The organism is Bradyrhizobium genosp. SA-3 (assembly GCF_004212635.1).
Lineage (GTDB): Bacteria > Pseudomonadota > Alphaproteobacteria > Rhizobiales > Xanthobacteraceae > Bradyrhizobium.
Map to the genome: position 1 here is coordinate 1 of NZ_PSRT01000213.1, position 10565 is coordinate 10565.

A 10565-nucleotide genomic window follows, 5' to 3' on the forward strand; every position below is an offset into this window, starting at 1 on the left:
TCTTGCCACACTCAATGTTTGACCTTACGGACCTCCTTCATGCTCGTCATCTCCATTCAAAGCCAGGTGGTCCACGGCCATGTCGGCAACAGCGCGGCTGCCTATGCGATGCAGGCGGAGGGTGTGAATGTCGCCGCGGTGCCGACGACGCTGCTGTCGAACCATCCGCGCTATCCGAGCCTGCGCGGGCGGGTGCTGGAGATCGAGCTGATCGCCGATCTCCTCAGGGGCGTTGAAGAGCGCGATCTCGTCGACGAGGCGGCCGTGCTCGTCACCGGCTATCTCGGCTCGCCCGGCAATGCCGCCGTCGTTGCCGACTTCGTCGAGCGGGCCTTGGTGCGCAATTCGAAGCTCGTCTATCTCTGCGATCCCGTGATCGGGGACGATGGCCGCGTCTATGTCGCCGACGGAATCCTGGACGTGCTGCGGCATCGGCTTCTGCCGGCCGCGAACCTGACCACGCCGAACCGGTTCGAACTCGAGCTGCTTGCGGGCCTCACGATCGCCGATGCGCAGGACCTGCGTGCGGCGTGCGCGGCGCTCGTGGGCCAGGGCCGCATCGACGTCGTCGCCACCGGCTGCACGCTCGCGGACACGCCCGAAGGACAGTTGGAGACGATCCTCTGCGCCGATAGCCGGTTGTCGCGCTTTGCGACGCCGCTTCTGCCGATCCGTCCCTATGGCACCGGCGACCTCCTCACCGGTCTGATCGCGGCACATCTGGCCAAGGGCGAAGCGACGGAGGTGGCGGTGCGGCGCGCGGTGGAGACCACCTTCGCGGTGCTGGTGCGCACACAGAAGGCGGGCACAGCCGAGATGCGTCTCGTGCCGCTACCGCCGCCGGGCCGCGAGCCGTAACGGCTTCAGGTCGCGCGCTTGCCGGCCGATTGCGCCGCCTTCTGCGGCTTTGCCGGGCTCTTCTTCTGCTCGCGAGCGGCCTGTGCTTTGGGCGGCTTTGCATGGGCCGCGGCGCGCACCTTCCTGGGCTTCGCGTTGGCAGCTTCCTTGCGGTCCGCCGTGCCCCGGCGCGAGATGTATTCCTGGCCGTCGATCGGGCCGACATGCGGCGGATCGCGGCCGAGATAGGGCCGGCCGATACCGAATGCCTTGCCGTTGGCGTCGACCCACTTCCACAGGATTTCGGTCGAGACCCAGCGCTGCGCACGGTTGCTACCCTGGGTGCTGACGATGTCCGCCGCCATGCCGTGGCCGTAGCCGCCGCGGGTGCTGCCGCCGTGATAGGAGCGGTCGGAGGCGGCCTTCAGGCCGCTCGCGATCGATTGGCGATAGTCGTCACGGAACGCGCTGGTGATGCCGGGCGAGAGGCCGGCAGCTTCGGCGGCGAGCAGCGTACGAAACAGTTTTCGCTTGAAGCTCGTGTCCATGCCGCCGATGACGTAATCCATCATCGACATGCGGGCGTGGTCGGCCGCCTTCGGATCCTTCCAGCCGAAATCCTCGTCGACCAGCTTGGTGAAGCTGCGCATCACAGTCACCGTCTTGCCCTTACGCTTGACTGTGACGGGGCGGCGTTCCTCGACCTTGATCGAATCCTCCTTGGGCGTGCGCTGGTAGAGCGCCCAGAGATAGCGGTCGATGCAGGCGTCCACGACGAAGCATTCGTCGAGCACGGCTATGGTGTCCGCGGGCGGCGCCTTGCTTGCGGGCGGGACCTGCCCGCTCGCGATCGCGGCGGGGGACAATGCGTCCGTGGCCACGATCTCGGTGGGATCGGCGGATGCGAGTTTGACGGGCTCTGGCGTCGGCGCAGGCGGAGCCTCGCTGACGCTAGCAGCCTCGCTGACGCTGGGTGCCGGTTCAGGTGAAATCTGAGGCGCGGGCTGCTCCGCCGGCAATATTAGCGCGGGATCGGCCGACGCGAGCTGGACGGCGGGGACTTCCGGCGCGGCTGCCGCTTCAACGGTTGGCAGGCTCGCCGCCGCCGCAGCGATCTCGGCGGTCAAGGCGACGCCGTCCTCGATGATCGCAGCGCGTGGGACGTCGGCGAGGTCGAGGCGATCGAGATCTTTCGCGCGCGAGACAGCAGCCGCATTGGCGCCGCTGTTCTCGATGAGGGCAGGCGCGTAGGCGGACAGGGAGAGCACGAGCCAGCTGGCGAGAACGGCCGAGGGGCATGAGACCGCCACCAGAAGAGACCGCCGATCATTCATGATCCCTGCCTCCAAACGGTTCTGTTCGAACCCGTCTTGTTCGAACAGTCAGTGATGCAAACAGTCTTGATGCGAACAGACTTGATGCGAACAGACTTGCACGGAAAGGCACGCAGCGCGTCGATTGTTCGGAAGACGGTGTGGCGGCGCAATGGCGTAATTCAGCGAAAACAAGCTTTTCGAAGGGGTGTTGCGAAGTTGCAACGCGGGTTCCGTGGTGTTCCGTACGCGACGGCGGCGGAAAATGCCTGCAACGGCAAGTTTTGTCGTCAAATTGAGTGATCCGGATTTACTCGATCTTGCGATGATGCGCTGCTCGCGCGCCGGCAATGTCCGGTAGAAATGGAAAGGACGCATCGGTGAAGTCGAAATGCAAATCGGCCGAATTCGTCGGCGATGAATCCGGCGCCACTGCGATCGAATACGGTCTGATCGCAGCCGGCATCGCACTCGCGATCATCGAGATCATCTATGCGCTCGGCACCGCTCTCGTCGCAAAACTGCAATCGCTCGCGACCGCGCTGAAATAGGCGTTCACAAGGCTTTCGCGATGGGCTGTTGACAAGGTGTCTTGTGACAAGTGTCTTGCCTGACGCCTCGTGGCAACTTTGCGCAGCGCCGTGCGTTGATCGGCCCATGAGCACGCATTCCTCGCTTCGTCCCATGGACGCCTTCGATCCCACCGAACCCGCCATCCTGCATGATCGTCTGTCCGACACGATCATCACCTGGACCGCCGATCAGGCCGATGACTACCGGCAATCCAGCCGGCCGCGCGAAGATGGAACCGTGGCCTGGAAGGCCTACCTCTTCGACGGCTGGGGCAACGTGCTCGGTGGCTGACCACCGCTCATAAAAGCGCCATGTCGCGGCCGGCGTGATTCGGCCAAGGCTTTGTACGCGTTAAACATATCGCCATGCGCTGCATGCGCTGTTGCAATGCAACAACGGATGTCGCAATGCAGCAAAGCGCGCTTAAATATGCTCCGAATCTTCCATCAGGAGCACCACCAATGAACAAGAAGACTTTGACGATCGCCGCCGCCGTCCTGACGATCGCGGGCGCCACTTCGGCTTTCGCCGCTGAGCTGCCGACCTATGAGGCCAATGGATTTCCGGTCTCCCCCGTCCAGGTTGGCGTGCTTGGAGCCGGCCATGTCGAGCAGCAGCTCGCGGCGCCCACGACGGTTGCTTCAGCGCACCAGGTGAAGGTACTTGCGTCGCGCAAGGTCAAGACCGCGGACGTCACGACGGGCGCAGCCCGCTGAGCTGACATCGCATGAAGGGCAGGCGGGTCTCGCCGCGTGCGCGACCCGCCGCCTCATGCGATCATGAACGTCACGACGCTCGCATGCGCCGCGACGCGCTGATCGAGAATCCGGCCGCGAAGTTCGCGTGAAGGCGCCGGTTATGTATGCTCGTTCATAACGAGCCCAATCCTTTTAACAGTTGCTTTGCAGGTCGCATTGCTTGATGCGGCCGCCGCATCGTCGCGGGCATTTTTTGAAATCATTTCGGAGGCCATTATGCCCGTTGCGCAGAAAGCCGTTATCCCCACCGCCTCGCCGCGTGCGTTCATTGTCAGCCACGCCATCCTGTTCGCCGCCGCCGTGCTGTTCGTGTTCGTGCTGAGCCTGACCTAGGGGCTGGATCTCAGCCCGGGATTGTTCTGAGCGGTTGCACGCAGACCGGACGGCGTGAGCGGCGCGCGCAGCGTTTTGGCGAGCTGCTGCGGCGTGGCGCCGACATGCCGCTCGAACAATCGCGCGAGATGGCGCGAGGAAATGCCGAGCCGCATCGCGAGCGTCACGACCGAATCCTCGTCGAGCGCGCCATCGTCGATGAGCTTCACCGTACGCGCGACCGTCGAACGCCGCAGGAGATGCACAGACTGTTCTCGGACATCGATATCGCCTTTCGCGGCGTCTACGCCGACGGCGATGTCGTGATCGTGGAGGAGCGGATGCGCGCCACGCTGCCCGGCGGCGCTCGTTACGAGAACGACTATTGTTTCGTGTTCACCGTGACCGGAGACAAAATCCGCGAGGTGCGCGAATACATGGATACGCGCAAGGGATGGCGGATGGTGTTCGGTGAGGAGGTGTGACGAGCCGGGCTACGCAACTTCGCTGCGTGCCAGCCTTGCAACCACGTGGGTTGAGCGGAATGGCCCGCTGACATAAGGCTTCTCCCATGGATCAGCGGACGAGCGGCGCTGACGCTCTCATTCAAAAGAACGACGCGGCGCCGGCGCTGCTCGGCGTCGTCTGCGGGCTGGCTGCGGCGCTGTTCTGGGCGCTCGGCTTCGTCGGCACGCGGCACGGCCTCAAACTTGGGTTCACGCCGGTCGATCTGCTCGTGCATCGCTATGTCTGGTCAGGGATCGCGTTCCTGCCTTTGGTTTTCCGCGCCGGCATCTCCGATCTCTGCGGCATCGGCTGGGGCAGGGGCCTTGCGCTGATGGTGCTGGGCGGCCCGGTGATGGCGCTGATCTCCTACACCGGGTTCCTGTTCGTGCCGCTCGGACATGGCAGCGTGATCCAGCCCTCCAGCGCGACGCTTGGCGGCCTGCTGCTCGCCGCATTGTTCCTGAAAGAAAAAATCTCCGCCTCGCGGCTTGCCGGCGCTCTCGTCATCGTCGGCGGCCTCGGTGTGATCGGCGCGGAATCGATCGGGCATATCGGCGCCGACGGCGTGCAGGGCGATCTGATCTTCGTGCTCACCGGATTCATGTTCGCGGGCTTCGGCGCGCTGCTGCGGCACTGGCGCGTCTCCGCCGTGTCGGCCGCTCTCGTCATCAACGTGCTGTCGCTGCTGCTGTTGCCGATCTACCTCGCGACCGGCGGGCTTGCCCGTATCGCGGCGATCGGCGTCACCGAGAACGCGATCCAGGCGCTGGCGCAGGGCGTGCTCGCAGGTCCCGCCGCGCTCTATCTCTACGCGGTCTCCGTCCAGCGTCTCGGCGTCGCCCGGGCCGCGGTATTCCCCGCGATCGTGCCGGCGCTGACGCTCCTGGTCGGCTGGCTCCTGCTCGGGGAGCCGCCGACGGCACTCCAGGCCGCGGGCCTGGTGACGGTGCTGTGCGGGTTTTACCTGGCGCAGCGGCAAAGGTAGGCGCGAACTTACGCCTTCCGCACGAACTCCGATTTCAAATTCATCGCGCCGATGCCGTCGATCTTGCAGGCGATGTTGTGGCCGTCGCTGGCGTCCTGGAGGCGGATGTTGCGGACCTTGGTGCCGCCTTTGACGACCGACGAGGAGCCCTTGATCTTGAGGTCCTTGATCACGATGACGCTGTCGCCGTCGGCCAGCACATTGCCGTTGGCATCGCGCACGCCTGCCTCGGGCGCGGCTTCCGCGGCCGCATCGGTCGTGCCGCTCCATTCATGGCCGCATTCCGGGCAGACCCAGAGACCGCGGTCCTGATAGGCGTGCTCGGAGTTGCAGCTCGGACATTTCACGGCATCGTCCATCGTCGATTCGTCCCCTTGTTCGGCCCCTGTGGGCGGGCGCACCGTAGGGGCGGGGACGGGGAAAGCAAGGAAAATCCGGCCTCTGCTGCGGCCCGGCAAACTCCCATCATCGTGACGCAGCAATTGACGGCTATGGCTTGTGCTTTGCCTCACCAAGCATAGCTGATCGGAAAGCGGATGTCCGCGTCACCCCCTTCCATGTAGCGTCACGGGATGAGCGAGATCGAAACCCTGTTCGGTGTCCTGCGGCAGTCGGCCGACGCGCCCGTCGTCGACATGCTCGAGCGCATGGTGCGGGAGGGGCCGGACCATGCCCTGTGCAAGATCAATGCGCTGCATCTGGCGAGGACGGCCAATCTCGGCGAAGAGCAGGTGATCGCGGGGCTGCTGCATGCGGTCGGGCTCGGCATCCTCGAGATGACCTGGAGCGTGATGTGCCCGAGCTGCGCCGGCGTGCTCTCGGCCAACAAGAGCCTGAAGACGGTCAACAGCCCGCAATATCACTGCGCCTTCTGCGCCGCCGGCTATGAGACGACGCTCGACAATCTGGTCGAGGTGACCTTCGCGGTCAGCCCGCGCGTGCGCAGGATCGCCGCGCACAATGCCGAGGAGCTGCCGCTCGCCGAATATTACCGCCAGGTGTTCTGGAGCTCGGCGATCGAGCTTCCGCCCGACCTCGACGGCTTGCTGCGCGAGCTGACGCTGGAATCCGTCGACCTGCCGGCGGGCGAGCGCGCCATTCTCTCCCTGCAAGTGCAGCCGGGCATGCTGATCGTGTTCGATCCCGTGACGCACACGGCGCAATACATCGAGGTGAAGGGAGAGGAGACGGCCGAGCGCCAAACGCTGTCGCTGATCTTCAACAAGTCCGAGGTTCCGGTCGATGCCGTGAGCCTGCGCCCGGGACCGCTGCGGCTGACGCTTGAGAACCGCACCGACGGCCGCGTGCTGCCCGCGGTGTGGGTGATGAACCAGCGGCTCGACGATCTCCTGGCCCGGCGCAAGCCGAGCCTCACCGCAAAGCGCCTCCTCACCAACCAGACCTTTCGCGATCTCTACCGCACCGACACGCTCGCGATCGGCCAGCGCCTCAAGATCCTCAGCCTGACCTTCCTGTTCTCGGACCTGAAGGATTCCACCGGGCTCTACGAGCATGTCGGCGACCTCGTCGCCTTCGATCTCGTCAACGAGCATTTCCGCCTGCTGCAGGAGATCATCGCCTCCGAGCAGGGCGCCGTGGTCAAGACCATTGGCGATGCCGTGATGGCGACCTTCGAGACACCCGATCGCGCCATTGCGGCAGCGATCCGCATGCGCGAGGCCATGAGCGAGCTCGGCGCCCAGCGCCAGCACCAGGGCCTGTTGCTCAAGATGGGCATCCACGAGGGCTCGTGCCTCGCCGTCACGCTCAACGGCCAGCAGGACTATTTCGGCCAGACCGTGAACATCGCCTCCCGCGTCCAGGGCTTGGCGGCCTCGCGCGCGATCGTGGTGACGGAGGCGGTGGTCGACAACGCCGAGACGCGGACGCTGCTGGACGCCGGCGGCCTCAACCCGACGCGTCGCAGCGTCGCGCTGAGCGGGATCGCGGACAAGGTGTCGGTGTACGAGATACCGTGAGACTTTCGTAGATCCCGTGAGGCTTTCGTAGCCCGGATGGAGCGTCAGCGAAATCCGGGGCGGGAGGTGCGGCGCCATCCCGGATTACGCTGACGCTCCATCCGGGCTACATTTCCCGCCATGACCTTCCTCCTCAACATCGACGTTCCCGACGTCGCGCGAGCGACGACTTTTTACACCGCCGCCTTTGGTCTCACCGTCGGCCGCCGTTTCGGCGCCGATTTCGTCGAGCTGCTTGGCTGGCCGGCGCCGGTGTATCTGCTCACCAAGCAGGCCGGCACGGTGGGCGCCGGCGGCGATCGCCGCCGCTACGCGCGACACTGGACGCCGGTGCATATCGACGTCGTCGTCGATGACGTCGACGCCGCCGTCGAACGCGCGCTGCGCGCCGGCGCGATCCTGGAGGTTGCCGCAAGCGATGCGCCCTATGGGCGGATCGCGATGCTGTCCGATCCGTTCGGGCATGGGTTTTGTCTGCTGGCGTTCAGCGCGCAGGGCTATGACGCGTTGCTCGGGGCGTAGCGACACCGTCATTGCGAGGAGCCCGCGACAAATTGCGTAGCAATTTTGCGCTGGTGCGACGAAGCAATCCAGACTGCCTCCGCGGAACGACTCTGGATTGCTTCGCTTCGCTCGCAATGACGGCGGAGGCACGTTAAAACAAAAAGTGCGAGAACAACCCCATGCACAGTAGGGAACTCCTTGAGATTTCACACTTCTGCGATGCCGGAATGATGTGACCCGTAGGGCAAGGCCGGGACACGCAGATGCGGACCGACTTCGGTGATCCCGAAATAGAATTTGACTCGTCGGGCAAAACAGGGACACTATGCCAAGATGGCGCCGGTTGCGACGGGGGGCTGATGCGCCGCCGGGCCGCGGGGCGACATGCCAAGAGAGCCGAAAAGCAAAGCGAAAAGAAGACTGAAGACCTACCAGACCTCGCTCGGCTTCTACGACCAGGCGGTCGCCGCGCCCTCGATGAAGGCGGCGCTGGAGGCCTGGGGCGCCAGGTCCAATCTGTTTCATCAGGGCGTGGCCAAGGAGACCGACGATCCCGATATCGTCGCGGCGACCATGGCAAGCCCCGGCGTCGTGCTCAGACGTCCGGTCGGCTCGAACGGCCCGTTCACCGAAAGCGCCGAGTTGCCGGCCGACCTTGCCGACGAAGGCGAGGCCAAGTCCAAACGTAAGTCCAAGCCAAGCAAGCGTGCGGCCAAGACTGCAAAGAAGCCGTCCCGCAAGATCGACGACCGACAAGCCCGCAGGGCCGCCGCGGCCTTCGAGAAGGAAGAGCGGCGGCGCGAAGCCGAGCGCCGCAAGGAAGAGGCCGCTCGCGCCAAGGAGCGCGCGCGCCGCGACAAGGCGGTCGCAGCAGCGCAGGCGGCACTGGACAAGGCGAAGCGCGAGCACGAGGCGCGGGCGGAGGAGATCGAAGCCGAGCGGGCCGCGCTGGATGAACGTGCCGAGGCCGAGCAGAGCCGGTGGGACAAGCAGAGGAGGAAGCTGGAGGAAGCGCTGCGTCGGGCGCGGGAGTAGGGGACGCAAGTAGCTCGGATGAGCGAAGCGATATCCGGGACTCTCGCCGCGAAGCATTCCCCGGATGTATGCTCGCTGCGTTCTTCGTCATTGCGAGCGTAGCGAAGCAATCCAGACTGGTTCCGCGGAGGGACTCTGGATTGCTTCGTCGCAAGAGCTCCTCGCAGTGACGGTGGAGAGGTCGCAGGAGCCAACATCGGTCATTCAAGCAAGTTCGAGAGCGAATTGGCTTGCCTTGCTTTGCAACCTTGAGCACTCTTGTGGGAAGGAGGCCAACGCATGAAGAAAATGACCGTCGCGTGTGCGCTCGGAACGGCCCTGGTGCTGAGCAGCCTTGGGATGTCAGGGGCTGAAGCCCGGGCGCGCAAGGCGCAAGTCGTTCGCGAACCCCAGCAGAGACTTATCGTCACGGCGCCCGTGCTCAGGCCAACGCCGTGGGATTATTATATCGTCCCACGATATCGCTATCGTCCTGAAGACGACCGGGTCGATCCCTACGGTCCGCCCCTGGTCTCGTCGTGGGTCCGCTATGAGGGGTGGCGGTGGCCATATTGGTGGTGAACAACCATCACATTCTGCGGCATGTGGAGTTCGGCCAGCGACGGACACGGAATTGACTGGCGCCTGTAGCCCGGATGAAGCGAAGCGCAATCCGGGACTGGCGCAGCTTGAGGCAAGACCCCGGATTTCGCTTCGCTCCATCCGGGCTACGCTCGCTACGCGCCTGCACCGATCGTACGCGCTCATTTTCGCTCGACAGCTCAAGCCCTTGCGCACCTCCCAGCCTGGCCATCCGGAGAGGTTGAACGCTTCCAAGCCCAACATCGCTGCGTGCGACGTCAGCGGCTGGGAAAAAATGGCAAACCTGCGACTGTCAAGAACACATCGGGGTAGAATGGCATTTATCCCCGTAATACACCCAATACTGTTAAGGGGTACGGGCGCGTATTGAGAGGATCAATCATGGCAAGTGTTGAACAATTGCGCAGACGGGACGGCGTTAACCTGGTCCAACTCGAGGCGGACATATCGTCGGTACGCTCGGGAAGCTCTATTACTTCCATTGCTCTGCCTGATTACGTCGAGCACACCGCGGGCGTGACGCGCGTCGGCGCGCTCAGCGCAGAGGCGGTCATTCGCGACTATGAGTCCGCTGCGAAAGAAATCGAGGCCATGGGCACCGAGTTGATCGACGCTGCGCAAAAATGCGAGGCGCTGACAGCCCAGGTCCATGATGCGATCGCCTTCATGCGAGAAACGGCGGCGGGGTATCGTGAAGAGGGTCGGAAGATCTTCAAGCGCATCGAAGAATGCGCGCTGTTCACCGAAGACGTCCGCAAGACATGCGAACAGGTCAAGCGCAGAATGGTCGAAGTCTCGGTCGGTCCATCTTCCGATGAGGAGCTTGAGCCGCAAGAGCCCGAGCTGAGCGGGATCGCCGCCCAGGTGACGATGAGCGAGATACGGTGAGGCGGGCATAGAGCGTAGTTCGTAGGATGGGTTGAGCTCTTGCGAAACCCGTCGTCGCGCGCCAGCGTCGTTGGTATCGCTTCCGCTCGTCGAGCTACGGCGGACAAGTCGCTCCGCCCATCCTACGGTCTTGCGAAACGCATCATCTAATCGCCGTCACTCACGGCAAGCGCCTGTAGCCCGGATGGAGCCAACGGGTCGGCGCGCAGCGCCGCCCGATGACAGGCTCCGCGAAATCCGGGACCGGCGCAGCTTGGGGCAAGACCCCGGATTTCGCTTCGCTCCATCCGGG

The 10565-nt window shown here is 64.4% G+C and carries 15 protein-coding genes; 12 read left to right on the top strand and 3 right to left on the bottom strand.

Annotated elements, in window-relative coordinates; all coding sequences use genetic code 11:
* The first annotated feature begins 39 nt into the window (after positions 1-39).
* On the top strand, positions 40-858 hold the full coding sequence (gene pdxY, locus CWO91_RS39720) for a pyridoxal kinase (RefSeq protein WP_130220804.1): 819 nt from the start codon (positions 40-42) through the stop codon (positions 856-858).
* A 5-nt stretch (positions 859-863) separates the two neighbouring features.
* Here the strand turns inward: pdxY and CWO91_RS39725 are convergent, their stop codons facing one another.
* Positions 864-2171 carry a hypothetical protein gene (locus CWO91_RS39725; protein ID WP_130220805.1) on the bottom strand — a complete coding sequence of 436 codons (1308 nt, stop codon included), beginning with the start codon at positions 2169-2171 and terminating at the stop codon, positions 864-866.
* Between the two features lie 359 nt (positions 2172-2530).
* Here CWO91_RS39725 and CWO91_RS39730 point away from each other — a divergent pair, with 359 nt between their 5' ends.
* The 4 genes from CWO91_RS39730 (at position 2531) to CWO91_RS43520 (ending at position 3814) form a co-directional block, all read left to right on the top strand.
* A complete protein-coding gene (locus CWO91_RS39730; protein WP_130220806.1) occupies positions 2531-2701 on the top strand; it encodes a Flp family type IVb pilin in 171 nt (56 codons plus the stop codon).
* A gap of 106 nt (positions 2702-2807) precedes the next feature.
* Entirely contained in the window at positions 2808-3014 is a 207-nt protein-coding gene (locus CWO91_RS39735; RefSeq protein WP_091888093.1) for a hypothetical protein, read from the top strand.
* Between the two features lie 170 nt (positions 3015-3184).
* Positions 3185-3439 (top strand): hypothetical protein, encoded by a 255-nt coding sequence (locus CWO91_RS39740; protein ID WP_130220807.1) that lies wholly within the window; start codon positions 3185-3187, stop codon positions 3437-3439.
* Between the two features lie 198 nt (positions 3440-3637).
* A complete protein-coding gene (locus CWO91_RS43520; RefSeq protein WP_165406037.1) occupies positions 3638-3814 on the top strand; it encodes a hypothetical protein in 177 nt (58 codons plus the stop codon).
* Here the strand turns inward: CWO91_RS43520 and CWO91_RS39745 are convergent.
* Positions 3811-4023 (bottom strand): AraC family transcriptional regulator, encoded by a 213-nt coding sequence (locus tag CWO91_RS39745; protein WP_349643615.1) that lies wholly within the window; start codon positions 4021-4023, stop codon positions 3811-3813. The genes CWO91_RS43520 and CWO91_RS39745 overlap by 4 nt on opposite strands.
* Positions 4024-4053: 30 nt before the next feature.
* Between CWO91_RS39745 and CWO91_RS39750 the strand changes: the two genes are divergently transcribed.
* Both CWO91_RS39750 and CWO91_RS39755 read left to right on the top strand, forming a co-directional pair.
* Complete coding sequence (locus CWO91_RS39750; RefSeq protein ID WP_245471527.1) at positions 4054-4278, top strand: nuclear transport factor 2 family protein; 225 nt, start codon at positions 4054-4056, stop codon at positions 4276-4278.
* Between the two features lie 86 nt (positions 4279-4364).
* A complete protein-coding gene (locus tag CWO91_RS39755) occupies positions 4365-5285 on the top strand; it encodes a DMT family transporter (RefSeq protein WP_130220808.1) in 921 nt (306 codons plus the stop codon).
* Between the two features lie 8 nt (positions 5286-5293).
* Here the strand turns inward: CWO91_RS39755 and CWO91_RS39760 are convergent, their stop codons facing one another.
* Positions 5294-5644 carry a zinc ribbon domain-containing protein YjdM gene (locus tag CWO91_RS39760; protein ID WP_130220809.1) on the bottom strand — a complete coding sequence of 117 codons (351 nt, stop codon included), beginning with the start codon at positions 5642-5644 and terminating at the stop codon, positions 5294-5296.
* A 213-nt stretch (positions 5645-5857) separates the two neighbouring features.
* Here CWO91_RS39760 and CWO91_RS39765 point away from each other — a divergent pair, with 213 nt between their 5' ends.
* The 5 genes from CWO91_RS39765 to CWO91_RS39785 all read left to right on the top strand — a co-directional run bounded on the left by CWO91_RS39765 (position 5858) and on the right by CWO91_RS39785 (position 10273).
* Positions 5858-7264 carry an adenylate/guanylate cyclase domain-containing protein gene (locus CWO91_RS39765; protein WP_130220810.1) on the top strand — a complete coding sequence of 469 codons (1407 nt, stop codon included), beginning with the start codon at positions 5858-5860 and terminating at the stop codon, positions 7262-7264.
* Between the two features lie 120 nt (positions 7265-7384).
* Complete coding sequence (locus CWO91_RS39770; protein ID WP_130220811.1) at positions 7385-7786, top strand: VOC family protein; 402 nt, start codon at positions 7385-7387, stop codon at positions 7784-7786.
* Between the two features lie 366 nt (positions 7787-8152).
* Positions 8153-8803: a cell envelope biogenesis protein TolA gene (locus CWO91_RS39775; protein ID WP_130220812.1), complete on the top strand. Its 651-nt coding sequence runs from the start codon at positions 8153-8155 to the stop codon at positions 8801-8803.
* A gap of 279 nt (positions 8804-9082) precedes the next feature.
* Entirely contained in the window at positions 9083-9364 is a 282-nt protein-coding gene (locus tag CWO91_RS39780; protein ID WP_091888080.1) for a hypothetical protein, read from the top strand.
* 402 nt (positions 9365-9766) lie between these two features.
* Complete coding sequence (locus CWO91_RS39785; protein ID WP_130220813.1) at positions 9767-10273, top strand: hypothetical protein; 507 nt, start codon at positions 9767-9769, stop codon at positions 10271-10273.
* The last annotated feature ends 292 nt before the right edge of the window (positions 10274-10565 follow it).

Excerpts from the sequence above, each read along its gene's own strand:
- CWO91_RS39785 (WP_130220813.1), top strand. The coding sequence starts at position 9,767 with ATGGCAAGTGTTGAACAATTGCGCAGACGGGACGGCGTTAACCTGGTC.
- CWO91_RS39780 (WP_091888080.1), top strand. The coding sequence starts at position 9,083 with ATGAAGAAAATGACCGTCGCGTGTGCGCTCGGAACGGCCCTGGTGCTG.
- CWO91_RS39750 (WP_245471527.1), top strand. The coding sequence starts at position 4,054 with ATGCACAGACTGTTCTCGGACATCGATATCGCCTTTCGCGGCGTCTAC.
- CWO91_RS39755 (WP_130220808.1), top strand. The coding sequence starts at position 4,365 with ATGGATCAGCGGACGAGCGGCGCTGACGCTCTCATTCAAAAGAACGAC.
- CWO91_RS39760 (WP_130220809.1), bottom strand. The coding sequence starts at position 5,644 with ATGGACGATGCCGTGAAATGTCCGAGCTGCAACTCCGAGCACGCCTAT.
- CWO91_RS39740 (WP_130220807.1), top strand. The coding sequence starts at position 3,185 with ATGAACAAGAAGACTTTGACGATCGCCGCCGCCGTCCTGACGATCGCG.
- CWO91_RS39775 (WP_130220812.1), top strand. The coding sequence starts at position 8,153 with ATGCCAAGAGAGCCGAAAAGCAAAGCGAAAAGAAGACTGAAGACCTAC.
- CWO91_RS39770 (WP_130220811.1), top strand. The coding sequence starts at position 7,385 with ATGACCTTCCTCCTCAACATCGACGTTCCCGACGTCGCGCGAGCGACG.
- CWO91_RS39735 (WP_091888093.1), top strand. The coding sequence starts at position 2,808 with ATGAGCACGCATTCCTCGCTTCGTCCCATGGACGCCTTCGATCCCACC.
- CWO91_RS39765 (WP_130220810.1), top strand. The coding sequence starts at position 5,858 with ATGAGCGAGATCGAAACCCTGTTCGGTGTCCTGCGGCAGTCGGCCGAC.
- pdxY (WP_130220804.1), top strand. The coding sequence starts at position 40 with ATGCTCGTCATCTCCATTCAAAGCCAGGTGGTCCACGGCCATGTCGGC.
- CWO91_RS39725 (WP_130220805.1), bottom strand. The coding sequence starts at position 2,171 with ATGAATGATCGGCGGTCTCTTCTGGTGGCGGTCTCATGCCCCTCGGCC.